The sequence below is a fragment of the Fulvitalea axinellae genome (assembly GCF_036492835.1).
In the GTDB taxonomy this organism is placed as follows: domain Bacteria; phylum Bacteroidota; class Bacteroidia; order Cytophagales; family Cyclobacteriaceae; genus Fulvitalea; species Fulvitalea axinellae.
In genome coordinates, this window is sequence record NZ_AP025314.1 from 4294163 (window position 1) to 4319258 (window position 25096).

Annotated in this window: 39 protein-coding genes; 4 read left to right on the forward strand and 35 right to left on the reverse strand. The window is 45.9% G+C overall.

The features are described 5' to 3' along the window. The first annotated feature begins 213 nt into the window (after positions 1 to 213). The 4 genes from AABK39_RS16500 (at position 214) to AABK39_RS16515 (ending at position 3938) form a co-directional block, all read left to right on the forward strand. On the forward strand, positions 214 to 1500 hold the full coding sequence (locus AABK39_RS16500) for a family 43 glycosylhydrolase (protein WP_338392437.1): 1287 nt from the start codon (positions 214 to 216) through the stop codon (positions 1498 to 1500). Positions 1501 to 1584: 84 nt separating this feature from the next. After that, positions 1585 to 1794 (forward strand): hypothetical protein, encoded by a 210-nt coding sequence (locus tag AABK39_RS16505; RefSeq protein ID WP_338392438.1) that lies wholly within the window; start codon positions 1585 to 1587, stop codon positions 1792 to 1794. 252 nt (positions 1795 to 2046) lie between these two features. Then, positions 2047 to 3459, forward strand: coding sequence for a 23S rRNA (uracil(1939)-C(5))-methyltransferase RlmD (gene rlmD, locus AABK39_RS16510; protein WP_338392439.1), 1413 nt, complete (start codon positions 2047 to 2049; stop codon positions 3457 to 3459). Positions 3460 to 3566: 107 nt separating this feature from the next. After that, positions 3567 to 3938 (forward strand): hypothetical protein, encoded by a 372-nt coding sequence (locus tag AABK39_RS16515; protein ID WP_338392440.1) that lies wholly within the window; start codon positions 3567 to 3569, stop codon positions 3936 to 3938. On the opposite strand, the gene AABK39_RS16520 is transcribed toward AABK39_RS16515, so the two are convergent. The 35 genes from AABK39_RS16520 to rplD form a co-directional block, all read right to left on the reverse strand. Beyond that, on the reverse strand, positions 3917 to 4639 hold the full coding sequence (locus tag AABK39_RS16520) for a hypothetical protein (protein ID WP_338392441.1): 723 nt from the start codon (positions 4637 to 4639) through the stop codon (positions 3917 to 3919). The genes AABK39_RS16515 and AABK39_RS16520 overlap by 22 nt on opposite strands. Before the next feature lie 300 nt (positions 4640 to 4939). Then, positions 4940 to 6415 (reverse strand): MFS transporter, encoded by a 1476-nt coding sequence (locus AABK39_RS16525; RefSeq protein ID WP_338392442.1) that lies wholly within the window; start codon positions 6413 to 6415, stop codon positions 4940 to 4942. Between the two features lie 262 nt (positions 6416 to 6677). Continuing rightward, positions 6678 to 7676 (reverse strand): YhdH/YhfP family quinone oxidoreductase, encoded by a 999-nt coding sequence (locus tag AABK39_RS16530; protein ID WP_338392443.1) that lies wholly within the window; start codon positions 7674 to 7676, stop codon positions 6678 to 6680. Positions 7677 to 7799: 123 nt separating this feature from the next. Continuing rightward, a complete protein-coding gene (locus AABK39_RS16535; protein WP_338392444.1) occupies positions 7800 to 8348 on the reverse strand; it encodes a hypothetical protein in 549 nt (182 codons plus the stop codon). A 203-nt stretch (positions 8349 to 8551) separates the two neighbouring features. Next, complete coding sequence (locus AABK39_RS16540; RefSeq protein ID WP_338392445.1) at positions 8552 to 8857, reverse strand: FtsB family cell division protein; 306 nt, start codon at positions 8855 to 8857, stop codon at positions 8552 to 8554. A 111-nt stretch (positions 8858 to 8968) separates the two neighbouring features. Then, positions 8969 to 10249, reverse strand: coding sequence for a phosphopyruvate hydratase (eno, locus tag AABK39_RS16545; protein ID WP_338392446.1), 1281 nt, complete (start codon positions 10247 to 10249; stop codon positions 8969 to 8971). Between the two features lie 11 nt (positions 10250 to 10260). After that, entirely contained in the window at positions 10261 to 11361 is a 1101-nt protein-coding gene (carA, locus tag AABK39_RS16550) for a glutamine-hydrolyzing carbamoyl-phosphate synthase small subunit (RefSeq protein ID WP_338392447.1), read from the reverse strand. Between the two features lie 194 nt (positions 11362 to 11555). Continuing rightward, positions 11556 to 12041 carry a 50S ribosomal protein L17 gene (rplQ, locus tag AABK39_RS16555; protein WP_338392448.1) on the reverse strand — a complete coding sequence of 162 codons (486 nt, stop codon included), beginning with the start codon at positions 12039 to 12041 and terminating at the stop codon, positions 11556 to 11558. Between the two features lie 5 nt (positions 12042 to 12046). Next, positions 12047 to 13042: a DNA-directed RNA polymerase subunit alpha gene (locus AABK39_RS16560; RefSeq protein ID WP_338392449.1), complete on the reverse strand. Its 996-nt coding sequence runs from the start codon at positions 13040 to 13042 to the stop codon at positions 12047 to 12049. 31 nt (positions 13043 to 13073) lie between these two features. Then, entirely contained in the window at positions 13074 to 13679 is a 606-nt protein-coding gene (gene rpsD, locus AABK39_RS16565) for a 30S ribosomal protein S4 (protein ID WP_338392450.1), read from the reverse strand. A 22-nt stretch (positions 13680 to 13701) separates the two neighbouring features. Next, entirely contained in the window at positions 13702 to 14094 is a 393-nt protein-coding gene (rpsK, locus tag AABK39_RS16570) for a 30S ribosomal protein S11 (protein WP_338392451.1), read from the reverse strand. Positions 14095 to 14104: 10 nt separating this feature from the next. Further along, on the reverse strand, positions 14105 to 14482 hold the full coding sequence (gene rpsM, locus AABK39_RS16575) for a 30S ribosomal protein S13 (protein WP_338392452.1): 378 nt from the start codon (positions 14480 to 14482) through the stop codon (positions 14105 to 14107). A gap of 6 nt (positions 14483 to 14488) precedes the next feature. Further along, positions 14489 to 14605: a type B 50S ribosomal protein L36 gene (gene ykgO, locus AABK39_RS16580; protein WP_338392453.1), complete on the reverse strand. Its 117-nt coding sequence runs from the start codon at positions 14603 to 14605 to the stop codon at positions 14489 to 14491. A 5-nt stretch (positions 14606 to 14610) separates the two neighbouring features. Continuing rightward, complete coding sequence (gene infA, locus AABK39_RS16585) at positions 14611 to 14829, reverse strand: translation initiation factor IF-1 (RefSeq protein ID WP_338392454.1); 219 nt, start codon at positions 14827 to 14829, stop codon at positions 14611 to 14613. Positions 14830 to 14831: 2 nt separating this feature from the next. After that, entirely contained in the window at positions 14832 to 15605 is a 774-nt protein-coding gene (gene map, locus AABK39_RS16590) for a type I methionyl aminopeptidase (RefSeq protein WP_338392455.1), read from the reverse strand. Beyond that, entirely contained in the window at positions 15605 to 16924 is a 1320-nt protein-coding gene (gene secY / locus AABK39_RS16595; RefSeq protein WP_338392456.1) for a preprotein translocase subunit SecY, read from the reverse strand. The genes map and secY overlap by 1 nt, the downstream gene beginning before the upstream one ends. 2 nt (positions 16925 to 16926) lie before the next feature. Then, the gene (rplO, locus tag AABK39_RS16600) at positions 16927 to 17373 is read right to left on the reverse strand and encodes a 50S ribosomal protein L15 (RefSeq protein ID WP_338392457.1); all 447 of its coding nucleotides are present in this window, start codon (positions 17371 to 17373) and stop codon (positions 16927 to 16929) included. Between the two features lie 3 nt (positions 17374 to 17376). Beyond that, positions 17377 to 17556 carry a 50S ribosomal protein L30 gene (rpmD, locus tag AABK39_RS16605; RefSeq protein ID WP_338392458.1) on the reverse strand — a complete coding sequence of 60 codons (180 nt, stop codon included), beginning with the start codon at positions 17554 to 17556 and terminating at the stop codon, positions 17377 to 17379. 5 nt (positions 17557 to 17561) lie between these two features. Further along, a complete protein-coding gene (gene rpsE, locus AABK39_RS16610; RefSeq protein WP_338392459.1) occupies positions 17562 to 18080 on the reverse strand; it encodes a 30S ribosomal protein S5 in 519 nt (172 codons plus the stop codon). A gap of 6 nt (positions 18081 to 18086) precedes the next feature. Continuing rightward, positions 18087 to 18443, reverse strand: a complete 357-nt coding sequence (gene rplR, locus AABK39_RS16615; protein ID WP_338392460.1) for a 50S ribosomal protein L18 — start codon at positions 18441 to 18443, stop codon at positions 18087 to 18089. A gap of 8 nt (positions 18444 to 18451) precedes the next feature. Then, positions 18452 to 19006, reverse strand: a complete 555-nt coding sequence (gene rplF, locus AABK39_RS16620) for a 50S ribosomal protein L6 (protein WP_338392461.1) — start codon at positions 19004 to 19006, stop codon at positions 18452 to 18454. Positions 19007 to 19023: 17 nt separating this feature from the next. Next, positions 19024 to 19419, reverse strand: coding sequence for a 30S ribosomal protein S8 (gene rpsH / locus AABK39_RS16625; RefSeq protein WP_338392462.1), 396 nt, complete (start codon positions 19417 to 19419; stop codon positions 19024 to 19026). Positions 19420 to 19491: 72 nt separating this feature from the next. Beyond that, positions 19492 to 19761 (reverse strand): 30S ribosomal protein S14, encoded by a 270-nt coding sequence (gene rpsN / locus AABK39_RS16630; RefSeq protein WP_338392463.1) that lies wholly within the window; start codon positions 19759 to 19761, stop codon positions 19492 to 19494. A 14-nt stretch (positions 19762 to 19775) separates the two neighbouring features. Beyond that, a complete protein-coding gene (gene rplE / locus AABK39_RS16635; protein WP_338392464.1) occupies positions 19776 to 20327 on the reverse strand; it encodes a 50S ribosomal protein L5 in 552 nt (183 codons plus the stop codon). Then, complete coding sequence (gene rplX, locus AABK39_RS16640; RefSeq protein WP_338392465.1) at positions 20320 to 20655, reverse strand: 50S ribosomal protein L24; 336 nt, start codon at positions 20653 to 20655, stop codon at positions 20320 to 20322. Before rplX ends, rplE begins: the two co-directional genes overlap by 8 nt. A gap of 13 nt (positions 20656 to 20668) precedes the next feature. Further along, positions 20669 to 21037 carry a 50S ribosomal protein L14 gene (gene rplN, locus AABK39_RS16645; protein WP_338392466.1) on the reverse strand — a complete coding sequence of 123 codons (369 nt, stop codon included), beginning with the start codon at positions 21035 to 21037 and terminating at the stop codon, positions 20669 to 20671. Positions 21038 to 21039: 2 nt separating this feature from the next. Beyond that, entirely contained in the window at positions 21040 to 21294 is a 255-nt protein-coding gene (rpsQ, locus tag AABK39_RS16650; RefSeq protein ID WP_338392467.1) for a 30S ribosomal protein S17, read from the reverse strand. 2 nt (positions 21295 to 21296) lie between these two features. Then, on the reverse strand, positions 21297 to 21491 hold the full coding sequence (gene rpmC / locus AABK39_RS16655) for a 50S ribosomal protein L29 (RefSeq protein ID WP_338392468.1): 195 nt from the start codon (positions 21489 to 21491) through the stop codon (positions 21297 to 21299). A 5-nt stretch (positions 21492 to 21496) separates the two neighbouring features. Then, a complete protein-coding gene (rplP, locus tag AABK39_RS16660; protein ID WP_338392469.1) occupies positions 21497 to 21916 on the reverse strand; it encodes a 50S ribosomal protein L16 in 420 nt (139 codons plus the stop codon). A 31-nt stretch (positions 21917 to 21947) separates the two neighbouring features. Continuing rightward, positions 21948 to 22676 carry a 30S ribosomal protein S3 gene (gene rpsC / locus AABK39_RS16665; RefSeq protein ID WP_338392470.1) on the reverse strand — a complete coding sequence of 243 codons (729 nt, stop codon included), beginning with the start codon at positions 22674 to 22676 and terminating at the stop codon, positions 21948 to 21950. 4 nt (positions 22677 to 22680) lie between these two features. Next, positions 22681 to 23052: a 50S ribosomal protein L22 gene (gene rplV / locus AABK39_RS16670; RefSeq protein ID WP_338392471.1), complete on the reverse strand. Its 372-nt coding sequence runs from the start codon at positions 23050 to 23052 to the stop codon at positions 22681 to 22683. A 2-nt stretch (positions 23053 to 23054) separates the two neighbouring features. Then, positions 23055 to 23333 (reverse strand): 30S ribosomal protein S19, encoded by a 279-nt coding sequence (rpsS, locus tag AABK39_RS16675; RefSeq protein WP_338392472.1) that lies wholly within the window; start codon positions 23331 to 23333, stop codon positions 23055 to 23057. Positions 23334 to 23335: 2 nt separating this feature from the next. Further along, positions 23336 to 24160 carry a 50S ribosomal protein L2 gene (rplB, locus tag AABK39_RS16680; RefSeq protein ID WP_338392473.1) on the reverse strand — a complete coding sequence of 275 codons (825 nt, stop codon included), beginning with the start codon at positions 24158 to 24160 and terminating at the stop codon, positions 23336 to 23338. A gap of 13 nt (positions 24161 to 24173) precedes the next feature. After that, positions 24174 to 24461: a 50S ribosomal protein L23 gene (rplW, locus tag AABK39_RS16685; RefSeq protein WP_338392474.1), complete on the reverse strand. Its 288-nt coding sequence runs from the start codon at positions 24459 to 24461 to the stop codon at positions 24174 to 24176. 5 nt (positions 24462 to 24466) lie between these two features. Next, the gene (rplD, locus tag AABK39_RS16690) at positions 24467 to 25093 is read right to left on the reverse strand and encodes a 50S ribosomal protein L4 (RefSeq protein ID WP_338392475.1); all 627 of its coding nucleotides are present in this window, start codon (positions 25091 to 25093) and stop codon (positions 24467 to 24469) included. Positions 25094 to 25096: the final 3 nt, after the last annotated feature.

The window sequence follows — 25096 nt, forward strand, 5'->3', positions numbered from 1 at the left end:
CCTCTATTTATTACATGGACAATCAACAGGTCCGACAGAAAAAGGTTCATTTGGCGACGGCATTTTCAACAGACTCCTTCTCCCGAAAACATTGAAAACAGCATAAGGCAAATCAGACGTTTTCCGGTAAAAATTCAAATGAGCTATGAACTCAATTTGCTTTTTGTATCAATAAAATTATTTTTACATACCGGACCAGAACAGAATGAATTTATGAAGCGACATTTTTTATTAACTTTTTTTATCGCTACCCTAAGCGCCAGCGGTTTTTGCCAAAACCCGATTATCAAAGACATCGGAATGTCGGACCCTCACGTACGCGTTTTCAACGACACGATTTATCTGTACAGTGGCCACGACGCATCGCCTGAAGACAAAACGTGGGTAATGAAAGACTGGCGGATATTCGCCACCACGGATTTGGTGAATTGGACACACAAAGGCACAATCTCCCCAAAAGACAACTACATGGCAGACGACAGCCCAGACTGTTGGGCCGGAGACGCTTCCAGCCGAAACGGAAAATATTACTTCTACTTTTCGGACCGTAAACGTGGTGTAGGTGTCATGGTGGCCAACTCGCCAACAGGACCGTTTAAGGATCCATTAGGAAAAGCGCTGGTAAGCCCCTTGCATGATCCCACGCTTTTTGTTGATGATGACGAAAACCAAACGCCCTATATTGTATACGGCGACAAAACCGACGCCTTCTATATCGCAAAGTTGAATGACGATATGATATCGGTGGCGGAACAGCCCAAACCTATACAGATCAATGGCGAATCGTGGAAAAAGGCTCCATACTGGATGGACAAAAACTATCTGTTCAAACACAGCGACTGCTATTACCTTAGCTGGGGAAGAGACTATGCCGTGTCTAAAAATGTATACGGACCTTACGAAAGCGTAGGTGCGGTAGGGCATGGCCACAATCTAAACGAATACGCTCACGGCAGTTTCTTTGAGTGGCAAGGACAATTTTATCATATCTGGTGCCACTACTTACGGCGAGGTTACAAATACCGGGAATGCGTAATCTCCTACTGCCATATCGATGATGACGGCAAGATCGTAACCGACACTGATTTTATGGACAAACACGCCACATACGGCGTAGGCCGTTACAACGATTCATGGGACAGGATAGAAGCCGAATGGTTTACCGAAATATCGGAAGGCATAAAAAAGCGGGGAACTAGAAAAAACGGTTTTGTTTTAACCAATATCAAAAACGGGAGCTGGATAAAATTCGCTAACGTCCGGTTTGAAAAGCCTATAAAGATCCGAGCTTCGCTAACAGCCATAAACGCCAACGGAACGCTGGAATTCAGGGAAGGAAGCCCCGAAGGAAGACTTCTTGGCAAATTCAAAATTCGATCGTCACATCCAAACTCACCAAAACTGAAACAAACCTGGAAAAAGGTGAAAAACGGCGAGCGAGATATCTATATCAAATATTCCGGAACCGGAGAAGTGGAGCTGGACTGGATCGGTTTTTAACAAAACGCCTCAGTCACTATCCCACACGCATTGAAAGACATATAATGTGATCAACAATAGTTGGTCGTGCGAAACGTTTAGACCATGTTATTACCAAATGAAAAAGACAAAGCGAACGAAATTTCTACTCTAAACTTTTCCATGGCACAAGAACCGAAGCAGGGTATCCAAACCTCTGTCTGGACGAAAACGGCCAATCTCCTCAATGTTTTTGCCCTTACTTATGGAAAAGCCACAATAAAGTTGTTAATTCGTTTTAGCGATAATTTAAAACAGGATATGCGGAATCAATAACAAATATTCCGGCACTCAGGGTCCGTACTTTCCCTAGCGATCACGGGAGAGGTTCCATACGGATCCTGACGCATATCCCACCCTTTTTCAAACTTCACTTTGGGTTGTTAATTTCATCCCTCTCCCAAAACCCGTCCTAATCTTTCAAATCGCATTTCACAATTACAGATTGTTCGTGTTACTAACCTGTAACCATCCTCTGGCACAAACCCTTGTGCAGAAAGGTATTTATACGCAAATTTGCGGGTTGATATGGCAAGGAAGAAAAATTTCGTAATAGAGAACCTCACGATCGAGCGAGTTGCCGCCGAAGGCAAGTGCGTTGCGCATCACGAGGACAAGGTAATCTTTGTGGAAAAAACCGTCCCCGGCGATGTGGTCGACGTTCGCGTAAAGCGGAACAAGAAGTCTTATATGGAGGCTTTTCCGATCAAATTCCACAAAGAGTCCGAATACCGTAGCGAGCCGTTTTGTTCGCATTTCGGATTGTGCGGAGGCTGCAAGTGGCAGAATTTGGAATATGACCGCCAGTTGAAGTGGAAACGCCAGCAAGTGGTGGATAACTTCGAGCGTATCGGCAAGTTGGAATTTCCGGAAGTGTCGCCGATTATCGGATCGGAGGCCACGAAGTATTATCGTAATAAGCTGGAATTCACTTTCGCTAACAAGCGTTGGCTTACTACCGAGGAATTGAACGCCTCCAACGGAGAGCAACTCGAAGCCCGTGGACTCGGCTTCCACATTCCCGGCCAATACAACAAGGTGATCAACGTGGACCACTGCTACCTGCAACCGGACCCGTCGAACGACATCCGCCTGAAATTGGTCGAGTTTTGCCGAAACGAGAATATTCCTTTCTATGATTTCCGCGAAACCAACGGCTGGTTGCGTACCGTAGTAATCCGCACGGCCAACACCGGCGATCTGATGGTAATCCTTCTGGTAGCAGGCGACGACGAGCCGATGATGACCAAAGTGATGGAATTCCTCAAAAGCGAGTTCCCCCAGATCACGTCGCTCAATTATATCGTCAACAAAAAAGGAAACGACTCGTACTACGACCAAGACGTAATCCTTTACCACGGTGAGTCATTTATCCGCGAAACGATGGAAGACCTCACCTACCGAGTAGGTCCGAAATCTTTCTACCAAACGAATTCGGAACAGGCGTACACGCTTTATAAAGTTACCCGTGACTTTGCCAAACTTAAAGGCGACGAGCTGGTATACGACCTGTACACAGGAACGGGCACTATCGCCAACTTCGTAGCCAAACGCGCCAAGAAGGTTGTCGGTATAGAATACGTGCCGGAGGCGATCGAGGACGCCAAAGTGAACTCGGAGATCAACGGCATAAAGAACACCCGCTTCTACGCCGGCGATATGAAGCACCTGCTCACCGACCAACTGGTGGCCAAACACGGCGGCACGCCCGACGTGGTAATCACCGACCCGCCACGCGCCGGCATGGACCCAAAGGTGATCAATATGCTGTTGAAGATGGCTTCGCCTAGAATCGTATACGTTAGCTGTAACCCAGCCACACAGGCCCGCGACTTGGCCCTTTTGGCCGAAAAATACGAGGTAAAAGCCGTACAGCCCGTCGACATGTTTCCGCATACCCACCACGTGGAAAATGTCGTTCTGTTAGAATTGAAAAAGTAAGATGTTTTTGGTATTCGGTATCGAGTATTAAGTATTAGGTAAAACCCTTCGGGAGTTCAGCACCTTATACTTGATACTTAATACCCAAGACCGTTACCCAAACAACGATGCAAAACAGTCCCGAACTTAACGGAAAATATCTGGGAACCATCACCAAAGACTTTGCGGTGGTGGCTCATACGCTTAAAGACGCGGCCTACCAGATCAAAAAGCATGGCTTCGAATATCCGATCTTCCCGGTGAGCAAATCCGTGTTGCCTATCGGCGAATTGCTGTTGGCCAAAGAGGATGTGGCTATCGCTTGGAATTTCAACGCTTCGTACCTTGAGGAGTTTGTCCAGCTGAAGCTAATAGAGTCGGAAAGAGTCGAGGATTTCAAAAAAGCGTACAAAGACATCGACGAGTTTTGTTGCCTGTTCGTAGTGGACGGCGAATTCAACAACTTTGTCTTTATCCCCTACCCTGAGGACGAAGACTGAGTTTGGGAGGCTTCGGCCTCCTCCTTTTCTTTAGGTTTTGTGTTTTCGGCTTCCTGCCCCAGCTTATCCATTATTTTTTTCATCTGCAGAGTATCGGCGTGCTTGCTTGCCAAAAGCAGACTGTCGCGTAAAAACTTTTCCCTCGTTCGCTCTTCCCTGATTCTGTCTTTGGTTGCCTGCTCCAAATCCACGATTTCCTCCAAAGCCTTGTCGGCGTCTTTCAAAAAGGCCTTCCTTCGTCGAATTTTGTTCCGCAGATGTCGTTCGGCCGCCGAATAGGAATCCAGAGAATCAAAATAACTCCGCATCACTATACGAAGTCTAAGAGGGTGTTCCTCCATTTCCTGAAATTCGAGATAACGGAGCCTTTGTTCAAAATACAGGATCTCAAGTTCCGAACGCAGGCGCTTCATTTGTCCATAATTCCGCCAAACTTCCCTAAAAGGCACCTCGCGCTGGTTGAGCATCGCTATTGTGCCATCGTTCCAAATTTCAAACTCTTGACGAAACATATTTGACCTCATCGCAATGTTCCGGTCATCACGAATAAAAACAATGGCAGCGAACCGGTCCGTATCACGTTGCACCTCCTTAGGGCTCATTAAAAAACCCAGGACATTAAGCACCAGCAAGACCAAAAAGCCCCTGACAAACCAACGTCGATTGGTGATATAAAAATCCCAGAGTTTCTTTAAACGCATACTGCCTTTATAGGTAAAACGGAGGTAATATTCCGCCGCCTCTCATTAACGAACGAGCTCCGAAAAAATGATTTATAGGCTACCGAAAATTACGATTCCACACATGCAGTTTCCGGCTTGGGCACCTAAAACAAATATAAGATAAGGCGAACTAAAGGGAAAAAGGCCCGGCGATTTTACATCAGAAAAATCTTATCTATTACAGATTCCGCAACAATGCCTACATTTCTCTAAAAAGTACATAAAGAAACAGGCGGTAAAAACCGCCTGTGAATTTTTTATTCATAAGTGGGGAAAAACTTACGCCCTCGCTTTTTCTTTAGGCTGACGGTCTCCCTGTAGCAGGAATTTGTCATAGATAAACAAAGCGACAACCGTGAACAAGGCAAGAGCCAAAACTACGTAGGCGAAGTTACCGGGGTGATATGTTTCCCACAGTGCGCTTGTCAACTGAAAACTGTCCATATTCAGCTGGCTTGCCACTTCGTTGAAATATGCGCTTTGCGACAATTCGCTATCGACATTCAATCCTTTTAAGGCAGCGAAGCGTTCCACCAAAGTAACCTTGTCAGATATCATTTGGTAAACCGGCCCAGCAATGATACCGGCGATAAAGTTACCCGCAAAGTGAGGCAAGAACGACGTCCCCATATAAAGTGCCTTTTTATCTTGCGAAGCCAAGCTTCCGATGTACTCGGTAAACTTCGGAGAACAAGCCATTTCGCCCAATGAGAAGATAAATACGCCAATGACCAAGAACCAAGGGTTATTGGTAACAAGTGCTGCGGCAAGACCAATACCGCAAACCAAAATCCCGCCCATCATCGCTCGGATAGCTCGGAATTTCATTACGAATGAAGAAACCACCAACTGGAAGAAAATAATCGCCCCGGCATTAATGTTTGTCAATGCCTGAAATCTCAAACCGCCGTCTTCAGCCTTAAGGAAGTTTGCAATACCTGGACTTAGAGAATGTAATGACTCATAAAGCGGACGTGTATCGAACCACTGTACGATAAACTTCGGCAACATCAGGTACATCTGGTTAAACAGTGTCCAGAACACAACAAAGATCAGAAGCAACACGGTCAATCGGTAATCCGCCAAAGCGCGGACGATATTGGTAAGAGTCTTGTAAATCACTTGACCCGCCGACTCTTTCGGCTTCTCTTCGCGTTCAGGCTCTTTGAAGAAGAGGAGAACAAGAACAAGGTTTACCAAAATAGCGCCCACACTCACCAAGAACATCGGCATCCAGCCACCCGGTTCCTCACTAGTAACACCAATCGTTACAAACGGAGCGATGAAACCACCGATATTCACGATCATATAAAAAATACCAAAACCGATAGACGCATTTGATTCATCAGTGGTTTTTGAAATCGTTGCGGATACTACTGGCTTAAACAACGCAGCTCCAACGGCCAAGAAAGAAAAGGCCATAATAAACGGCCAGTAATCGGTCACCACAGCCATTAAATAATAGCCGATACCCATTACGATATAAGAAATGGTCAGAACCAACTTATAACCAATACGGTCGGCCAAAGCGCCAGTCAAAATTGGCAAAAAGTAAAGTACCGCCGTTACGGTACCCATCACGGCACTTTGCTGGGCAGAACTCCATTCCAGTCCCCCCTTATCCGCCGAGGATATCAAATAGACCGATAGACTGGTAAACATTCCATACCACGCCCAGCGCTCGAAAAGCTCCATTGTATTCGCCACCCAGAAAGTCGAAGGGAACTTCTTGAAGGCCTTAGTAAACTTACTCATCTAACTAGTGTTTGTGTTATCTTATTATTCGCTCAAATTCATTTGAAACCGACGGGTACAGCAAGGCCCATCTTGCTAAAAATAGGGAAATTTCCTATCTCTTTCAGGTGGTTAAGCGAAATTTTGACTTGTCCGCCACAGCAAAAGGCACATGGATAGCGAGAAGTCAACAAATACAAAAACACTACTTTCCCCTACATTTCAAAAAACAAAAAGCCTGACGAACGCCAGGCTTAGTATTTTTCGGTTTGATTTGATTAAATCAATATTTCACCACAATTCTTCCTTGAATCTCTCCCTTCAGGATCTTGCCGAAATAAGGGTCAAGATCTTCCAGCTTCACGTAATTCACCATAGTCTGAAGGTTTTCCGGCTTCCAGTCACCCGAGAGTTTTGACCAGATTTCCTTACGCAGTTCCATCTTGGTCTCAGCCGAGTCAACACCCAACAGATTAACACCACGCAGGATAAACGGGAATACAGTCATTTCCAATTTCGGAGACTCCACCAAGCCACAGCAAGTTACGCTTCCTTTTGCGTGTACTGTCTTCAACAACGATGTCAAAGTCTCGCCACCCACGGTATCCACACCCGCGGCCCAACGAGTCCTAAGCATCGGTCTTCCTGATTCGTCACGGATTTCCGAACGGTCCACGCAGTCTTTCGCTCCGAGCGACTTCAGAAATTCGTGAGCTTCCTGCTTTCCTGTCGAAGCGAATACGCTATAACCCAACTTCGAAAGGATAGCTACGGCCATAGAACCTACGCCTCCAGTAGCGCCGGTCACAACCACGTCTCCGTCTTCAGGACGAACGTCATTCATAATCAGCTTACGGACCATCAGAGCGGCTGTAAATGCGCCTGTGCCCATTATCATCGCTTCGTCAAGGCTTAATCCGTCCGGCAAAGGGATAACCCAACCGGCAGGCACACGAACGTATTCGCCAAAACCGCCGTCAGTGTTCATTCCCAGGTCATAGCCTGTCACCAACACATTGTCGCCTACCTTGAAGCGGTTGTCAGAACTTTCTGCCACCACACCCGACACGTCGATACCAGGAGTATGCGGGTAATTTCTCGTAACCCCTTTGTTACCTGTAGCAGACAAAGCGTCTTTAAAATTCAAACCAGCGAAACTGGCTTTGATCAAAACCTCTCCTTCCGGCAATTCGCTTACTGCCTTATCCTCCAAAGCCCTTGAAAACGTTTTGTCTTCTTTTTCACGAACTACCCAAGCCTTGAATTTCGTTTCTTCTCTCATTTTCTCCCGATAAAATTCACAACCATTTTTTGCTCTAAAACCACTATCCAGAAAAGTGATTCTCTCAGGGGGGATACTGACGTAACAGGCTTCTATTACAGAATATCCACCCTGATATTTTGTTTATAAATTAAAGCCGACCCTCAGCACATAAGGCTCCGGATACGGCGATTTTTTGTCATCAAAAGTAAAATTCCACAGCGCGGCGATATACACGTTTCCCCTTCCTCCGAGAGGTTGCGAATATCCTCCGCCAAGGAAAGTCCCAGTACTCCAGACTCTTACTTTTTCGTCAAATGACTTATAATACTCGTTGCTTAGCTGTTCCAATTCGGCCAAAGCGAAAAATTGTTCCGTTACGTTATAACGAGCCTGAATCTTCGGGCCAAATACGCTAGCTTTAAGCGTTTTTGTTTCCACACCGCCCTGTTGGCTAATAAACTCATATTCTCTGCTCACATACTGGTACGTAAACCCTACACCAGCAGAAAAACGTTCGGTCAACAGGTAACTTATCGTGGGGGAGGCCTCGATATAAGTGGAATTACTACCAAAGGCGAGGCCGAAGTTTCCTCCGTATCTCACCCTGTCCCAGAAAGGGTTCGCTCCTTGAGAGAAAGCTCCCACAGCGGTAAAAATCGTAAAGAAAAATAAAAAGAAAAGTCTTCGCATAAATCTGCGGTTTAGAGTTTCAAATCGGTTAAATCGTCCGTTTGTCGGGTTTGAGAGAATCCAAACAGACATTATTATTGATTGTAAATTAAAGCGAAACGGGAATTTTCGTCTGCCTTTTAAAATTTATACGCACAATGGCGACTTCAGGCTAAAGACGAACGCAAAAGGCTAATCGTTGCTTCAAATTATCTTATTTGAAGCTATTTTTTATATTCGATAACAAAGAGATCTTCAGAAGGCTTTTTCATCAAGTATTTTTCTCTGGCAAACTTCTCTATCGAACGCTTATTGCTCAACAGTTCTTGCCTGTCTTTTTGCACAACCTCGATTTGTTCCAGATAGTAAACTTCCTCCTCCTTGAGCTTTTCCAGCTTACTGCGCAAGCGATATTGGTTTAACCAGTTGTTGGTGTCGAAAACCGACATCCAGACCAAAAACGCAAGCCCTACCACCAAGTAAAAGTTGCGAATCAGTTTTCTGCCGTATGTCTTTAATAATTTCATCATAGCATTAAAGATTCTGGCCAATTCGGGCCACCTGCACAAGTTAAGGTTTCGCCCAAAATAAAAAAAGCCCCGGCAAAATGCCGGGGCCTTCAATTTATGTTATTTCCGGAATTAGAACTTCAAAGTTCCGTTTCCTGGGAAGAAAGCCTGATCACCCAATTCTTCCTCGATGCGGATCAATTGGTTGTACTTAGCCATACGGTCAGAACGTGAAGCCGAACCAGTCTTGATCTGGCCAGTGTTCAACGCTACCGCCAAGTCAGCGATAGTAGCGTCCTCAGTCTCGCCTGAACGGTGAGACATAACCGCAGTGTAAGAGTTACGCTTAGCCATGTTAACGGCCTCAACAGTCTCAGTCAAAGTACCGATCTGGTTAACTTTGATCAAGATAGAGTTAGCCGAACCTTCCTCGATACCTCTAGCCAAACGCTTAGGGTTAGTTACGAAAAAGTCGTCACCCACGAGCTGAACTTTGTTACCGATAGCGGCAGTAAGTTTTTTCCAGCCTTCCCAGTCGTTCTCGTCGAGACCGTCCTCGATAGAGATGATCGGGTGGTTAGAAACCCACTTGTCCCAGTACTCGATCATTGCGTCGGCGTCGCGCTCAACACCGTCGCTGAACTTGTACAAGCCAGTTTTAGCGTCGTAGAACTCTGAAGTAGCGGCGTCCATAGCGATGAACATGTCCTCACCTGGAGTGTAACCAGCAGTCTCGATAGACTTGAGAACGATCTCCAAAGCTTCCTCGTTAGACTTAACCTCAGGAGCGAATCCACCTTCGTCACCTACGTTAGTAGAGTATCCGCGGCTAGAAAGCTCTTTCTTCAAGTTGTGGAATACCTGAGTACCCATTCTCAAAGCATCTGAGAAAGAAGCAGCTTTAGCTGGCATTACCATGAACTCTTGGAAGTCCAAAGCGTTGTCAGCGTGAGCTCCACCGTTCAAGATGTTCATCATTGGGATAGGCAAAGTGTTCGCCTGAGAACCTCCGATGTACTTGTACAATGGCAATCCAGCTTCCTGAGCAGCGGCTTTGGCAACAGCCATAGACACACCGAGGATAGCGTTAGCGCCGAGTTTTCCTTTGTTAGGAGTTCCGTCGATTTCGATCATGGCGTTGTCGATAGCCATTTGCTCGAAAACGCTCATTCCTACGAGCTCCGAGGCAATAGTCTCGTTAACGTTCTGAACAGCTTTCAAAACGCCTTTGCCCATATATACAGACGAGTCACCGTCTCTCAGCTCCACCGCTTCGTGCTCGCCGGTAGAAGCTCCCGAAGGAACCGCCGCACGACCTACGAAACCGCTTGCTGTTGTTACGTCCACCTCTACGGTCGGATTACCTCTTGAGTCAAGAATCTGACGACCTTTAATGCTTTCGATGAAACTCATTTCAGTCTTTTTTATTGGTTTATTAAACTGATAAACTGATCAAACAAATACCTGGAATCGTGCGGCCCCGGAGCTGACTCTGGGTGATACTGCACTGAGAAGGCGTTCTTTCCTACAACCCGAATTCCCTCAACAGTGTTGTCATTAAGGTTAATATGTGTAACCTCAAGATTTTCAGCGCTCTTCACCGATTCCGGATCCACTGCAAAGCCGTGGTTCTGCGACGTAATTTCAGACGTTCCGGCCGTCAGGTTTTTAACCGGGTGGTTAAGTCCCCTGTGCCCGTTATGCATTTTGTACGTCTTAACATCACAAGCTCTTGCTAGGATCTGATGTCCCAAACAGATTCCAAAAAGGGGCTTGTCCGTCTCCAACATTTTCTGAACGGTTGCCACCGCATAATCCATTGCGGCAGGGTCGCCAGGTCCGTTAGAGATAAAGTATGCGTCTGCCCCCCATTCCTCAATCACGGAAAAGTCCGTTTTGGCCGGGAAAATTTTGCAGTACACATCCCTTTTCAAAAGTTGCTTCAGAATACTTTCCTTAATTCCCAGATCCAATACCGCAACCTTATATTTCGCTGCCGCATTGCCTCTGAAAACAGGTTCTGAAACACATACACTAGAAGAAAGTTCCAGTCCTTTCATATCAGGAACTTTTTCCAAATAAGCTTTCAGCTCTTCGGGATTAGTGGTTTCTGAGGAGATGACACAGTTCATCGCTCCTTTATCCCGAATATGCCTAACGATCTGACGGGCGTCAACACCTTCTATACCCACCAAATCATGGCAAGTGAGGTATTGCTGCAAGCCTTCCGTTGCGTTGGCTCTACTGTAAGTATCAGAAAACTTATTCACAACCAAACCAAAAATCGACGGTTTGGCCGACTCCGACTCTTGTGCGTGAACCCCATAATTACCTATGTGCGAGGCCGTCGTAACGACAACCTGTCCATAATACGAAGGGTCAGTGTAGATCTCCTGATAACCGGTCATTCCCGTGTTAAAGCAGATCTCCCCGCCAGTAGTGCCGATTTTTCCGATTGCTTTTCCTTTGAAGACAGTTCCGTCTTCGAGCATCAGTACCGCGTCTGGTTTAAATTCGTACTTCATTTATGCAGTTTCCGTTTGGGTTTGTAAAATTAGTAAAGTTGTGCCCTTAACTTTATGACATACGTCAGTATACTTGGTCGTAATAGCTGACTTAACAAAAGATCCTTCTCAAATACACGCTGGCCACGTTTTGCTAGGCCAAAAAAAAAGGGATTAGAAATAAATCTAATCCCTTCATATATTTTATAGGAAAATCATTCGGCTGACTCTTCGTTAGCTGAAGATGAATCGTCCGTTTTAGGAGCTTCACCCGATGATTTTTTTCTCGAACGACGAGTACGCTTGGCCTTAGGCTTCTCTTCGCTAGCAACAGTCAACAATTCGTTGAAGTCAACAAGCTCGATCAAGCACATATCAGCGCTGTCACCCTGACGGAATCCAGTTTTGATGATACGAGTGTATCCACCTGGACGGTCAGCGATTTTCGAAGCGATTTCGCCGAACAGCTCTTTAACGCTCTCTTTGTTCTGCAAGTAAGAGAAAACTACACGTCTAGAGTGCGTAGTGTCGTTCTTACTCTTAGTCATCAACGGCTCAACATATTTTCTCAAAGCCTTAGCTTTGGCTACCGTTGTCTCTATCTTTTTATTGAGAATTAGGGAAGAAGCCATGTTGGCAAGCATTGCTTTCCTGTGCGAGGCGGTTCTCCCTAAATGATTGAATTTCTTACCGTGTCTCATTTTACTTATTCTTCATCGAGTTTATACTTCGACAGGTCCATGCCAAAAGTCAAACTTTTCTCTGCGACTAAAGCTTCCAATTCCGCAAGCGATTTCTTACCGAAGTTACGGAACTTCATCATGTCAGAAATCTCAAGCTGAACCAGATCTCCCAACGTTTTGACGTCGGCGGCTTTCAAACAGTTGTAAGCGCGAACCGAAAGATCCAGATCGTTAAGAGGAGTCTTTAATAACTTTCGCATGTGGAGCATTTCCTCATCGATCGGCTCTTGCTCATTACTGTCACCGGTATCCAAGATAAGGTTGGCGTCGTTGGTGAACAAAGCGAAGTGCTTAATGAGAATATTGGCGGCGCCTTTCAAGGCTGCCTCCGGGTGGATAGAGCCGTCGGTGACAATGTCCAAGGTGAGTTGCTCATAATCCGTTCTCTGCTCGACACGGGTATTTTCAACGCTGAATTGCACGTTAGTGATCGGCGTGAAGATGGCGTCAACAGGAATGAATCCGAACACCTGCTCAGAAGGCTTGTTATCCTCGGCTGGCAAATATCCTCTTCCTTTGTCGATAGTAAGTTCGATTTCGAACTCTTTCGACTCGTCCAAGTGGCAAATAACCAAATCAGGGTTAAGCACCTCGAACGAAGAAGTGAATTTTGAAATGTCGCCGGCGGTGAACGTGCTCTGTCCTTTGATGTTCACAGTCAACTTATTCTCAACGATATCGGAGATCTTTTTGAAACGAATACGCTTCGTGTTCAAGATCAGCTCGCTCACGTCCTCAACTACGCCCTCAATCGTGGAGAATTCATGCAACACGCTAGGAATCTTAATACCCGTAACGGCATACCCCTCCAATGAAGACAAGAGGATCCTGCGCAACGCATTACCAATGGTGACACCATAACCTTTTTCCAGTGGTTTAAACGTGAAAAGACCGCGGAAGTCGTCGGCTTTTTCCATGACCACCTTTTCGGGCATTTGGAATGCTAAAATTGAAGACATAGTATCTGCGAAAAGTTAAAGTTCAATATTATTACTTAGAGTAAAGCTCGACAATCAGTTGTTCCTGGATGTTCTCAAGGATTTCGTCACGCTGAGGTACTGCAATCACTTTGCCAGCAAATTGCGCTGCGTCAAACTCCAACCAAGCCGGACGCTTTCCAGCGCGGGCCGACAGTGAATCCGTGATCTTCTCCAATGATTTCGAACGTTCGCGTACAGCCACGACATCACCAACTTTCACGTGGAACGAAGGTACGTTTACAACCTCTCCGTTTACTGTGATGTGTTTGTGAGAAACGAACTGTCTTGCGCCACGACGAGTAGGAGAAATACCCAAACGGTATACGATGTTGTCGAGACGAGTCTCCAACAACTGCAACAATACCGTACCGGTTACGCCTTCCTTACGAGAAGCCTTGTCGAACAAGTTAGCGAACTGACGCTCCAAGACACCGTAAGTATATTTAGCCTTTTGCTTCTCCATCAACTGCAGAGCGTATTCAGACTGCTTTCTTCTGCGTCCGCGTCCGTGTTGTCCTGGAGGATAAGCCTTTTTAGACAAAGCTTTACTTGGTCCGAAAATAGGCTCGTTAAATCTTCTAGCTATCTTAGCCTTAGGTCCTCTATATCTAGCCATCTTTTAAATCTCTTTGTTGTAATTAAACTCTTCTTCTCTTCGGCGGACGGCATCCGTTGTGTGGCAAAGGAGTCACGTCTTTGATAGACGTCACTTCGATACCGCTGTTTTGGAGAGTACGGATAGCAGACTCACGACCAGAGCCAGGGCCTTTTACGAAAACTTCCACTTTCCTCAATCCCAAATCGTACGCAGTCTGGGCGCAGTTTTGAGCCGCCATCTGAGCAGCGTAAGGAGTGTTTTTCTTAGAGCCACGGAAGCCCATCTTACCCGCTGAAGCCCAAGAAATCACTTGGCCTGAAGCGTTAGTCAAAGAGATAATGATGTTATTGAATGAGGCCTTAATGTGAGCTTGGCCGACCGCTTCAACTTGAACTACTCTCTTTTTGGCTTTTTCTTTCTTTCTTTGTGCCATGATTCAAGGATTATTTAGTAGCCTTCTTCTTGTTAGCAACAGTTTTACGCTTACCTTTTCTGGTTCTCGAGTTGTTCTTCGTCTTCTGACCACGAACAGGAAGCCCTCTTCTGTGACGCAGACCACGGTAGCAACCGATATCCATCAAACGCTTAATGTTCAACTGGATCTCTGACTTAAGCTCACCTTCGGTTTTCAAGTTTTCCGAGATGATCTCACGAATCTTCTGCGATTCTTCGTCTGTCCAGTCTTTAACCTGCTTGTCTTCGCTAACACCTGCGGTCGACAAAATCATTTTCGCTTTGCTTGAACCAATACCGAAAATGTAAGTCAATGAGACTACACCCCTTTTATTGTCAGGGATATCAACGCCTGAAATTCTTGCCATAACTAATTATCCTTGTCTTTGTTTGAACCTAGGGTTCGCCTTGTTAATAACGTAAAGTTTTCCTTTGCGACGAATGATTTTGCAATCTTCGCTACGCTTTTTAATAGAAGCTTTAACTTTCATGACTATTACTTATACCTGTAAACGATTCTTCCTTTCGTCAAGTCATAAGGAGACATTTCGAGCTTAACGCGGTCTCCGGGGAGGATCTTGATATAGTGCATCCTCATTTTTCCGGAAATATGCGCTATCACTTGATGCCCGTTTTCCAGCTCAACACGGAACATCGCATTCGACAACGCTTCTACGATACTCCCGTCCTGTTCAATTGACTTTTGCTTTGCCATGATCAGAATTTAAAATATTCCTCAATATACTTGTGAGTTGTCAACACTTCCGTTTTGCCGTTGACAATGGCGACGGTATGCTCGAAATGGGCTGAAGGTTTTCTGTCCCGGGTCCTAATTGTCCAGCCGTCATCCTCCTGAACCACTTCCGCCGTCCCCAAATTAATCATGGGCTCGATGGCAATCACAAGTCCGTTTCTGATCTTGGGGCCTCTTCCTCTAAGGCCGTAATTCGGTACTTCGGGTGCTTCGTGCAGGTTACGGCCGAGGCCATGCCCTACCAGCTCTTTCACAACTCCGTAATTATACGTCCTTGCGTAGCGCTGTATATGAAACCCGATATCCCCGATACTATTGTGCAACTTGGCTTGCTCTATCCCCAAATAAAGAGATTTCTTAGTTCTCTTCAAAAGGTTCATCACCTCGTCGCTAACTGTGCCTATCGGATAGGTAAAGGCGGAATCACTATGAAACCCTTTGTAGTATACTCCGCAGTCAATCGAAACGATATCGCCTTCTTTCAAAGGAGTGTCCGACGGAAATCCGTGGACTACATTTTCATTGACGGAGACACAAAGGGTGTAAGGGAATCCCGAATAGCCTTTGAAGGATGGTTTTCCTCCTGATTTCGTAATGAAATCGTAAGCCAACTCATCCAGCTCTAAAGTAGTAACCCCAGGTTTGATTCGCGAAGCGATCAAACCGTGGGCTCTACCTAATATCTCGGCGCTCTCACGAATAAGAGCTATTTCTTCTTCCGATTTATATTGGATCATCAGGTAAGTACAACGTTTTCAGATGAACCACCTTTGATTTTTCCAGACTTCATAAGACCTTCATAGTGTCTCATCAACAGGTAGCTCTCAACTTGCTGAAGTGTATCGAGTACCACACCAACCATAATGAGAAGGCTAGTGCCGCCGAAGAAACTAGAGAACTCTCTAGAAACACCTGCCAGACTTGCGAATGCAGGCAAGATAGCTACGATAGCCAAGAAAACCGATCCAGGAAGGGTAATTCTCGACAAAACCGTATCAATATACTCAGATGTCATCTTACCAGGCTTTACACCAGGAATGAATCCACCGTTTCTTTTGAGATCGTCAGCGATCTGATTCGGGTTAATCGTGATTGCAGTGTAGAAGAAGGTAAACACAATGATCAACAGTGCGAAAACCAAGTTATACTGCCACGAAGTGAAATCAGAGAAAGTTTGGCCGACAGACTGAGCTATGTCGCTCTGATCCTGCCAAAACTGGGCGATCATTGCCGGGATAAACATCAACGACTGAGCGAAGATGATCGGCATAACGCCAGCTGCGTTCACTTTCATCGGAATGTACTGACGACGGCCTCCGTAGACCTTACTTCCAGCGATTTGTTTTGCGTATTGTACTGGAATTCTTCTCGTAGCTTGGGTAAGCATAACAACACCCATAACGATGAAGAAAAGAATCACGAGCTCAAGCACAACGAAAAGCATTCCTGCCATTCCTTGGCTTACGAATTCGCCCAAAAGGGCTCCCGGGAGTCTTGAGATGATACCGATCATAATCAACATCGAAATACCATTTCCGATGCCTTTTTCGGTAATCCGCTCTCCAATCCACATGCAGAACAAAGTACCCGCCGTAAGGATTACGACTGCAGTTCCAGTGAAAAGAGCTCTGTCGATAACGACAGCCTCTTTAGGTATAGTGCCGGCTATGTAACTTGCGCCTTGGGCGATAGTGATTACGATAGTCAGCAATCGTGTGATTTGATTAATTTTATTTCTACCAGATTCGCCTTCCTTTTGCATTTTTTGGAAGTACGGCACAGCCACTGTCAGAAGCTGCAACACGATAGAAGCGGAAATATAGGGCATGATACCCAATCCAAAGATCGAAGCCCGACTAAAGGACCCGCCCAGGAAAGTGTTCAACAGTCCGAAAATCCCCTCGTCATGTGACTGCAGCGCCTCTGGGTTTACTCCCGGCAACACTACAAATGAACCTAATCGAAAAATAATGAGCAGGAATAACGTCGTTACAATACGTGTCCGAAGCTCCTCAATTGCAAAAATATTCGAAACAGCAGAAATAAACTTTTTCATAATTAAATCACCGTCGTAGTACCACCTAATTTCTCAATGCTTTCGATGGCCGTTTTAGAAAACTTGTTTGCCTCAACTTCCAATTTAATGGTAAGTTCGCCGCGACCCAAAACTTTCACCAAGTCATTTTTGCCGACGATACCGTTTTCTATCAAAACGGCTGGTGTAATCTTGTTCAAGCCCTTCTTTTCCGCCAAAGTCTGCAAAGCATCAAGGTTCACACCTTTATATTCTACGCGGTTTGGGTTTTTGAATCCAAACTTAGGAACGCGTCTTTGCAAAGGCATCTGACCACCCTCAAAGCCCAACTTGCGAGAGTATCCCGAACGAGACTTAGCCCCTTTGTGTCCGCGAGTAGACGTACCACCACGTCCTGACCCTTGGCCACGGCCAATTCTCTTATTGTTCTTTACTGATCCCTCGGCTGGTTTTAACGTATGTAATTTCATGACTTATGCCTCCGTTACAGTAACCAAGTGATTTACTTTTCTGATCATACCCGCAATAGCCGGAGTATTCTCAACAATCACACTCTTTTGAATTTTACCGAGACCTAGAGCGATAATGGTTCTCTTCTGGTCAACCGGCCTTTTAATAGTACTCTTAATTTGAGTTATCTTAACCTTAGCCATCTTAATTAACCATTAAAGACTTTAGACATAGATACGCCCCTTTGCTCAGCAACGGTATAAGGATCGCGCATGTTGATCAATGCGTCGAATGTAGCCTTAACAACGTTGTGGGGGTTAGATGAGCCCTGCGACTTAGCAAGTACGTCATGTACGCCAGCAGACTCCAGTACAGCACGCATCGCACCACCGGCGATTACTCCAGTACCCTGTGAAGCAGGCTTCAACAAGATACGTCCGCCACCGAACTTACCCAACTGTGCGTGAGGTACGGTTCCGTTAAGCACTGGCACCTTAATAAGGTTCTTCTTGGCGTCATCGATTCCTTTAGTGATAGCGTCAGTTACCTCGTTTGCTTTACCCAAACCGTAACCTACAACACCATTTCCGTTTCCGACAACAACAATCGCCGAGAAACTGAATCTACGTCCACCTTTCACAACTTTGGCAACCCTGTTAATGGCTACCACTTTTTCCTTAAGGTCGAGATCACTCGCCTTAACTTTCTTTATATTGTTATTGGACATAATCTCTTAGAATTTGAGGCCACCGTTTCTGGCGCCTTGTGCCAATGCCTTAACCTTACCGTGGTATACGTAGCCAGAACGGTCGAATACAACTTGTGTAACCCCTGCCGCAGTTGCTCTTTCAGCCAATAAAGCACCGACTTTTTCAGAAGTTTCAATGTTGCAGTTTTTCTTCGACCCCAAATCTCTAGACGTAGCGTGCGCCAAAGTAGCACCTTTAACGTCGTCTACCAATTGAGCGTAAATGGCGGTGTTGCTCTTAAATACGGCCAAACGAGGCTTTTGCGCAGTACCGCTAATGCGACGGCGGATGCCTCTTTTGATCCTCAGTCTTCTAGCGACCTTTTTATTTTTAATAGCCATTATTCCTATTATTTAGCTGCTTGTTTACCTGCTTTTCTGCGGACAATCTCACCAACGAAACGTACGCCTTTGCCTTTGTATGGCTCGACAGGTCTCAATGAGCGGATTTTTGCGCAAACCTGACCGATGAGTTGTTTGTCAACACTCTCAAGAGTAACGATCGGGCTCTTACCTTTTGCCGATTCGGCAGTCACTTTTACCTCAGCAGGAACCTGCATGTAGATACTGTGTGAAAAACCTAAGTTCAACTCAAGGATTTGGCCGCTGGCAACAGCTTTATAACCTACACCCACAAGCTCCAATTGCTTTTTGTACCCTTCGGTAACACCAACAACCATGTTGCTGATCAACGAACGATACAAGCCGTGCATGGCCTTGTGTCTTTTTTGCTCGGTAGGACGTTTCACAGAAACAACACCGTCAACTACCTCGACGATCATGTCCTGATCCACTACTTGCTCAAGACTACCCTTAGGGCCTTTTACAGAAATTACATTGCCCGCCTGTACCTCAACGGTAACTCCGGCTGGCAATTGTATTGGCTTATTTCCGATTCTTGACATTTCTCAGTTCTTCTCAATTAATAAACGTGGCACAAAACTTCGCCACCTACATTCTGGTTGCGCGCCTCTTTGTCCGTCATGATTCCTTTAGACGTCGAGAGGATAGCAATACCCAGACCGTTAAGTACTCTTGGCATTTCGTCAACGCTAGCGTACTTTCTAAGACCTGGCTTACTGATTCGCTCAAGTTTTACAATCGCAGAAGCTTTTGTAGCCGGGTTGTATTTCAAAGCGATCTTGATAGATCCCTGAACGCCCTCGTCCACAAACTTATAGCTCTGGATGTATCCCTTATCGTGGAGCACTTTCGTGATCTCGCGTTTCATCTTAGAAGACGGGATCTCCACGATGCGATGACCTGCCTTCATGGCATTCCTCAGACGCGTCAGATAATCTGCAATAGGATCAGTCATAGCTGTATAATTAAGCTCCCGTGAGTACACAGGGAGCGCAAAACTACTAATTTTATTTTAATATTCAAACACTTACCAACTAGCCTTGGTAACGCCCGGGATCAAGCCAGCAGAGGCCATTTCGCGGAAAGTAACCCTAGAGATACCGAATTTTCTCATGTATCCCTTCGGACGGCCGGTAAGTTTGCAACGGTTGTGCAAACGGACTTTTGAAGAGTTGCGAGGCAACTTGTCAAGCCCTGCCCAATCCTCATTAGCTTTAAGCTCCGCTCTTTTGGCGGCGTACTTGGCCACGAGTTTTTCTCTTTTGCGCTCGCGAGCTTTTACTGCTTCTCTTGCCATGGTTCTCTAATAAATTATTTTTTGTTAGCGAACGGCATACCGAAAGCTTTCAAAAGCTCGTAGCTTTCCTCGTCGGTGTTGGCCGTAGTTACGAAAGTGATGTCCATACCAGAGATCTTGCTGACCTTTTCGATCGAGATTTCCGGGAAGATAATCTGCTCCTTAACACCCAAAGTGTAGTTACCGCGACCGTCGAAACCTTTGGCGTTGATGCCTTGGAAGTCACGTACACGTGGCAAAGCGATGCTGATCAAACGATCAAGGAATTCGTACATCTTGTCTCCGCGCAAAGTAACGCGAGCGCCGATAGGCATTTCCTCACGCAACTTAAAGTTAGAGATAGAGTTCTTAGCCTTGGTCGGCACAGCCTTCTGGCCTGCGATCAAAGTCAACTCGTCCACACCTACATCCACCAATTTCTTGTCGGCAACAGCTTCGCCGATACCCTTGTTGATGCAGATCTTCTCGATCTTAGGTACCTGCATAACCGACTTGTAGGCGAATTTCTCCTTCAAGGCAGGTACGATCTCGTTGTTATATTTATCTTTTAACCTAGGCTTAAGCATCTTTGATGGTCTCCTTAGACTTTTTAGAATACCTTACGATTTTGCCGTCTTCCACTCTGCGACCAACGCGCGTAGCCTCACCTTTGGCAGGATCTACGAGCATAACGTTACTGATGTGGATAGGGGCCTCTTTCTTTTCGATACCTCCTTGAGGGTTCGTGGCCGAAGGCTTTCTGTGCTTAGTAACCTCGCGCACGCCCTCAACGACAACACGTTGCTTGTCTACGAGAACCTCGAGAACTTTGCCCTCTTTACCTTTATCGTTACCAGCGATAACCTTTACAGTATCACCGCGACGAATTTTGAGTTTCACTTTAGTAGTCTTCATTCCGAGATAAAGTTTACAGCACTTCCGGCGCCAATGAAACGATCTTCATGAACTGCTTTTCACGCAACTCGCGAGCTACCGCTCCAAAGATACGGGTACCTCTTGGCTCGTCATTAGTTCCGAGCAGTACCGCTGCGTTGTCTTCGAAACGAATATATGTTCCGTCTTTACGACGAACCTCTTTCTTAGTTCTTACAACTACGGCCTTAGACACAGTGCCTTTTTTCATGTTGCTTGAAGAAAGAGCCGACTTCACGGTAACAACGATCTTGTCACCTACTGAAGCGTATCTTCTTCCGGTACCACCCAACACGCGGATGCACAACACTTCTTTGGCACCACTGTTATCGGCAACAGAAAGTCTTGATTCTTGCTGTATCATGATTATTTAGCCTTTTCTACGATTTCGACTAATCTCCAACGCTTGTTTTTCGAAAGAGGCCTAGTCTCCATAATTTTAACTGTATCGCCTTCGCCACACTCGTTCTTCTCATCATGAGCAGTGAACTTAGTGGTTTTGGCCATGAACTTTCCGTAGATCGGGTGCTTAACTTTCCGCTCAACGGTGACAGTGATCGTCTTGTCCATTTTGCTGCTCACGACCTTGCCAGTTCTTTCTTTTCTCAGATTTCTTTCCATGATTACTTGGCTAATTCGAGTTGACGAAGTCTGGTTTTCAATCTTGCGATTGTCTTACGAGCCTGACGAAGTTTCATCGGGTTCTCGATATTGGAGATTGCGTGAGCAAAGCGGAGCTTTTGCAAGGTCTCCTCCTCAGAACCGATCTTCTCGATCAGTTCCTCCTTATTCAATTGTGCGATTTCGGAATTTTTCATGGCGATTAACCTACGTAATCTCTACGAACTACAAATTTGGTTTTAATCGGCAATTTCTGAGCGGCCAATCTCAACGCCTCTTGGGCGATCTCTTGGCTCACACCACCGACCTCAAACATAATCGTACCGGGCTTCACTACGGCAACCCAGTATTCCGGAGCACCTTTACCTTTACCCATCCTTACTTCGGCAGGCTTAGACGTAACCGGCTTGTCAGGGAAAATTCTGATCCAAACTTGGCCTTCCCTTTTCATAGCGCGCGTTACGGCGATACGGGCAGCCTCAATCTGTCTTGAGGTAATCCAACCCGGCTCCAGCGCCTTAATGCCGAAAGAGCCGAAAGCGATAGAATGTCCTCTTTGGGCAATTCCTTTAACTCTGCCTTTCTGCTTCTTTCTGAACTTTGTTCTTTTTGGCTGTAACATCGTATGCTATAACGTTTTTTGTCCCAAAGAATTATTTTCTTCTACGCTGTTTTCCACCGCGACGGTTGCCACCTCCTTGGTTGTTGCGACGGTTACCACCTTGGTTCACTTCAGCGCTTGGCGACAAGTCCTGCTTTCCGTACTTCTCACCTTTGAAGATCCAAACTTTGATACCGATCTTACCATAGATAGTGTTCGCCTCGCAAAGTGCGTAGTCAATGTCCGCACGCAATGTATGCAAAGGAATACGTCCCTCTTTGTACATTTCGGTACGGGCCATTTCAGCGCCACCTAAACGTCCGGATACCTTGATTTTGATACCCTTAGCACCCACGCGCATAGAAGCCGCAATAGCCTGCTTCATGGCACGACGGTACGATATACGAGCCTTCAACTGCTGGCCGATAGACTCACCAACGAGCTTGGCGTCAACTTCAGGACGCTTAACTTCGAAGATGTTGATCTGGATATCTTTGCCAGTCAGTTTGCGGAGTTCTTCTTTAAGACGATCAACCTCTGAACCACCTTTACCGATAACAACACCCGGACGGGCAGTGTGAACAGTAAGAGTGATACGCTTGAGCGTTCTTTCGATTACTACCTTTGAGATTCCACCTTTAGGAATTCTGGCAGTGATATATTTTCTAATTTTTTGGTCTTCAACCAGTTTGTCAGAAAAAGCTTTGCCTCCGTACCAGTTAGAGTCCCAGCCTCTGACGATACCAAGTCGTAATCCGATTGGGTTAACTTTTTGTCCCATTATATTATGCGTTATCAGATTTTACTACTTCATTAGACAAGCTATCCACCACGATAGTCACGTGATTGGATCTTTTTCTGATGCGGTGAGCGCGACCTTGCGGAGCGGGTCTCAGACGCTTCAGGATTCTACCTCCGTCTACGCTAATTTCTTTTACGAAAAGCTCCGCGGTCTCGATATCCTGATCCTCGTTGAGGTTCTGCCAGTTCGAGATAGCCGACATCAACAATTTCTCGAGAGAGATAGAGTTGTGCTTTTTCTCAAACTTAAGGATGTTGATCGCATCACCCACGCGACGGCCACGGATCATGTCCGCAACCAGTCTCATCTTGCGAGGAGAAGTAGGACAGTTGTTTAATCTGGCTACAGCTTTCATGATTATCTTCTACCTTTATCCTTTTTCGAAATGTGACCCCTAAAGTTCCTAGTTGGAGCGAATTCGCCCAACTTGTGGCCTACCATAGTGTCAGTTACATATACCGGAACGAATTTGTTTCCGTTATGCACGGCGAGCGTGTGACCGATGAAGTCTGGGGAAACCATTGAGCGGCGAGACCAAGTCTTGATCACCGACTTTTTTCCGGATTCGTTCATAGCCTCGATTTTCTTTTCGAGCCTCTGATCGATATAAGGTCCTTTTTTAAGTGAACGAGCCATGATTATTTCTTCCTCTTGCTAATGATCAACTTATTAGAATACTTCTTAGGCGCGCGAGTTTTGTAACCCTTAGCGTAAAGTCCGTTACGTGAACGTGGGTGCCCACCAGACGAACGACCTTCACCACCACCCATTGGGTGATCAACCGGGTTCATAGCCACACCTCTTACGCGAGGACGACGACCCAACCAGCGCTTACGACCGGCTTTACCCAAACGCACGTTCATGTGGTCTGCGTTACCAACCGCTCCGATAGAAGCGTAGCAAGAAGCCAAAACAAGTCTCATTTCACCTGAAGGGAGCTTAACTGTCACGTACTTGCCGTCTTTCGCTACCAATTGAGCGTAAGCGCCAGCGCCACGTGCCAAGATACCACCTTTACCAGGGATCAACTCGATATTGTGGATAATGGTACCGAGAGGAATGTTTCTCAACATTACGTGGTTGCCAATCTCAGGGGCAACGTTCTCGCCAGATACCACTGTAGTTCCAACCTCAAGGCCTTCTGGAGCTACGATGTATGTTTTCACACCATCAGCATAGCTAAGCAATGCGATACGAGACGTACGGTTCGGATCGTATTCGATAGACTTTACTGTGGCTGGAACACCAAATTTATTTCTTGTGAAATCGATAACACGCAGACGTCTCTTGTGGCCACCGCCCAAGTAACGCATCGTCATCTTACCGCTGTTGTTACGTCCGCCAGAACGTTTTTTAGGGGCAAGAAGCGACTTTTCTGGTGTCGACTTCGTGATCTCCTCAAAAGAGGGGGCCAATCTATAGCGTTGTCCAGGAGTAGTAGGACGCAATCTTTTTACTGCCATCTTTCAGTGTAATTTAGATACCGCTGTAAAAATCAATCACCTCGCCCTCAGCAACTTGCACGATAGCCTTTTTGAAAGATGCGGTACGACCGCTAACCACGTGCGACTTAGTGTAACGCGTTTTCTTTTTGCCGAGGTAACGCATCGTGTTAACGCTGACCACATTCACGCCGTACATTTTCTCTACAGCTTTCTGAATCTCGATCTTGTTAGCGTCATTGGCCACGATAAAGCCATACTTACCGCTCTCATTCAAGGCGGAAGCTTTCTCCGTTACTAATGGTTTTTTCAGGATGCTCATCTTGATCAGGCGAATAAGTTCTCAATTTTAGCCAACGAGCCTTCGAAAAGGATCAAGCTGTCGGCGTTCAATACGTCGTAAGTGTTCAAGCCTGAGATGTCCGCCACTTTGCTTTTCTGCAAGTTGCGTGACGACAAGTAGAGGTTCTCATTCTTTTCAGAAGAGATGGCCAAAACTTTTTTGCCGTCTACCGAAAGGCTCTTAAGCACCTTCAACAGTTCTTTTGTCTTTGGAGACTCGAGGCTGAAATCTTCAACAACGATGATTTTGCCTTCAGTAGCCTTGTAAGACAAAGACGATTTTCTGGCCAATGACTTGACCTTCTTGTTCACCTTGAAACCATAGTCACGTGGCTCGGGACCAAATACGCGTCCACCACCGCGGAAAACAGGAGACTTGATGCTACCCGCACGGGCAGTACCGGTACCTTTTTGTTTCTTGATCTTTTTGGTTGATCCAGAAATCTCAGCTCTCTCCTTTGACTTGTGAGTGCCTTGTCTTTGGTTGGCCAAGAATTGCTTGACATCCAAATAAATGGCGTGGTCGTTCGGTGTAATCGCAAAAATCGAGTCCTGCAACTCAACTTTTCTTCCGGTATCCGTACCGTCAGGTCTTAATACAGAAATTTCCATGTC

What these genes read in the sequence shown, in the direction of transcription:
- AABK39_RS16500 (WP_338392437.1), top strand. Translation starts at nt 214, where the DNA reads ATGAAGCGACATTTTTTATTAACTTTTTTTATCGCTACCCTAAGCGCC.
- AABK39_RS16505 (WP_338392438.1), top strand. Translation starts at nt 1,585, where the DNA reads ATGTTATTACCAAATGAAAAAGACAAAGCGAACGAAATTTCTACTCTA.
- rlmD (WP_338392439.1), top strand. Translation starts at nt 2,047, where the DNA reads ATGGCAAGGAAGAAAAATTTCGTAATAGAGAACCTCACGATCGAGCGA.
- AABK39_RS16515 (WP_338392440.1), top strand. Translation starts at nt 3,567, where the DNA reads ATGCAAAACAGTCCCGAACTTAACGGAAAATATCTGGGAACCATCACC.
- AABK39_RS16520 (WP_338392441.1), bottom strand. Translation starts at nt 4,639, where the DNA reads ATGCGTTTAAAGAAACTCTGGGATTTTTATATCACCAATCGACGTTGG.
- AABK39_RS16525 (WP_338392442.1), bottom strand. Translation starts at nt 6,415, where the DNA reads ATGAGTAAGTTTACTAAGGCCTTCAAGAAGTTCCCTTCGACTTTCTGG.
- AABK39_RS16530 (WP_338392443.1), bottom strand. Translation starts at nt 7,676, where the DNA reads ATGAGAGAAGAAACGAAATTCAAGGCTTGGGTAGTTCGTGAAAAAGAA.
- AABK39_RS16535 (WP_338392444.1), bottom strand. Translation starts at nt 8,348, where the DNA reads ATGCGAAGACTTTTCTTTTTATTTTTCTTTACGATTTTTACCGCTGTG.
- AABK39_RS16540 (WP_338392445.1), bottom strand. Translation starts at nt 8,857, where the DNA reads ATGATGAAATTATTAAAGACATACGGCAGAAAACTGATTCGCAACTTT.
- eno (WP_338392446.1), bottom strand. Translation starts at nt 10,249, where the DNA reads ATGAGTTTCATCGAAAGCATTAAAGGTCGTCAGATTCTTGACTCAAGA.
- carA (WP_338392447.1), bottom strand. Translation starts at nt 11,361, where the DNA reads ATGAAGTACGAATTTAAACCAGACGCGGTACTGATGCTCGAAGACGGA.
- rplQ (WP_338392448.1), bottom strand. Translation starts at nt 12,041, where the DNA reads ATGAGACACGGTAAGAAATTCAATCATTTAGGGAGAACCGCCTCGCAC.
- AABK39_RS16560 (WP_338392449.1), bottom strand. Translation starts at nt 13,042, where the DNA reads ATGTCTTCAATTTTAGCATTCCAAATGCCCGAAAAGGTGGTCATGGAA.
- rpsD (WP_338392450.1), bottom strand. Translation starts at nt 13,679, where the DNA reads ATGGCTAGATATAGAGGACCTAAGGCTAAGATAGCTAGAAGATTTAAC.
- rpsK (WP_338392451.1), bottom strand. Translation starts at nt 14,094, where the DNA reads ATGGCACAAAGAAAGAAAGAAAAAGCCAAAAAGAGAGTAGTTCAAGTT.
- rpsM (WP_338392452.1), bottom strand. Translation starts at nt 14,482, where the DNA reads ATGGCAAGAATTTCAGGCGTTGATATCCCTGACAATAAAAGGGGTGTA.
- ykgO (WP_338392453.1), bottom strand. Translation starts at nt 14,605, where the DNA reads ATGAAAGTTAAAGCTTCTATTAAAAAGCGTAGCGAAGATTGCAAAATC.
- infA (WP_338392454.1), bottom strand. Translation starts at nt 14,829, where the DNA reads ATGGCAAAGCAAAAGTCAATTGAACAGGACGGGAGTATCGTAGAAGCG.
- map (WP_338392455.1), bottom strand. Translation starts at nt 15,605, where the DNA reads ATGATCCAATATAAATCGGAAGAAGAAATAGCTCTTATTCGTGAGAGC.
- secY (WP_338392456.1), bottom strand. Translation starts at nt 16,924, where the DNA reads ATGAAAAAGTTTATTTCTGCTGTTTCGAATATTTTTGCAATTGAGGAG.
- rplO (WP_338392457.1), bottom strand. Translation starts at nt 17,373, where the DNA reads ATGAAATTACATACGTTAAAACCAGCCGAGGGATCAGTAAAGAACAAT.
- rpmD (WP_338392458.1), bottom strand. Translation starts at nt 17,556, where the DNA reads ATGGCTAAGGTTAAGATAACTCAAATTAAGAGTACTATTAAAAGGCCG.
- rpsE (WP_338392459.1), bottom strand. Translation starts at nt 18,080, where the DNA reads ATGTCCAATAACAATATAAAGAAAGTTAAGGCGAGTGATCTCGACCTT.
- rplR (WP_338392460.1), bottom strand. Translation starts at nt 18,443, where the DNA reads ATGGCTATTAAAAATAAAAAGGTCGCTAGAAGACTGAGGATCAAAAGA.
- rplF (WP_338392461.1), bottom strand. Translation starts at nt 19,006, where the DNA reads ATGTCAAGAATCGGAAATAAGCCAATACAATTGCCAGCCGGAGTTACC.
- rpsH (WP_338392462.1), bottom strand. Translation starts at nt 19,419, where the DNA reads ATGACTGATCCTATTGCAGATTATCTGACGCGTCTGAGGAATGCCATG.
- rpsN (WP_338392463.1), bottom strand. Translation starts at nt 19,761, where the DNA reads ATGGCAAGAGAAGCAGTAAAAGCTCGCGAGCGCAAAAGAGAAAAACTC.
- rplE (WP_338392464.1), bottom strand. Translation starts at nt 20,327, where the DNA reads ATGCTTAAGCCTAGGTTAAAAGATAAATATAACAACGAGATCGTACCT.
- rplX (WP_338392465.1), bottom strand. Translation starts at nt 20,655, where the DNA reads ATGAAGACTACTAAAGTGAAACTCAAAATTCGTCGCGGTGATACTGTA.
- rplN (WP_338392466.1), bottom strand. Translation starts at nt 21,037, where the DNA reads ATGATACAGCAAGAATCAAGACTTTCTGTTGCCGATAACAGTGGTGCC.
- rpsQ (WP_338392467.1), bottom strand. Translation starts at nt 21,294, where the DNA reads ATGGAAAGAAATCTGAGAAAAGAAAGAACTGGCAAGGTCGTGAGCAGC.
- rpmC (WP_338392468.1), bottom strand. Translation starts at nt 21,491, where the DNA reads ATGAAAAATTCCGAAATCGCACAATTGAATAAGGAGGAACTGATCGAG.
- rplP (WP_338392469.1), bottom strand. Translation starts at nt 21,916, where the DNA reads ATGTTACAGCCAAAAAGAACAAAGTTCAGAAAGAAGCAGAAAGGCAGA.
- rpsC (WP_338392470.1), bottom strand. Translation starts at nt 22,676, where the DNA reads ATGGGACAAAAAGTTAACCCAATCGGATTACGACTTGGTATCGTCAGA.
- rplV (WP_338392471.1), bottom strand. Translation starts at nt 23,052, where the DNA reads ATGAAAGCTGTAGCCAGATTAAACAACTGTCCTACTTCTCCTCGCAAG.
- rpsS (WP_338392472.1), bottom strand. Translation starts at nt 23,333, where the DNA reads ATGGCTCGTTCACTTAAAAAAGGACCTTATATCGATCAGAGGCTCGAA.
- rplB (WP_338392473.1), bottom strand. Translation starts at nt 24,160, where the DNA reads ATGGCAGTAAAAAGATTGCGTCCTACTACTCCTGGACAACGCTATAGA.
- rplW (WP_338392474.1), bottom strand. Translation starts at nt 24,461, where the DNA reads ATGAGCATCCTGAAAAAACCATTAGTAACGGAGAAAGCTTCCGCCTTG.
- rplD (WP_338392475.1), bottom strand. Translation starts at nt 25,093, where the DNA reads ATGGAAATTTCTGTATTAAGACCTGACGGTACGGATACCGGAAGAAAA.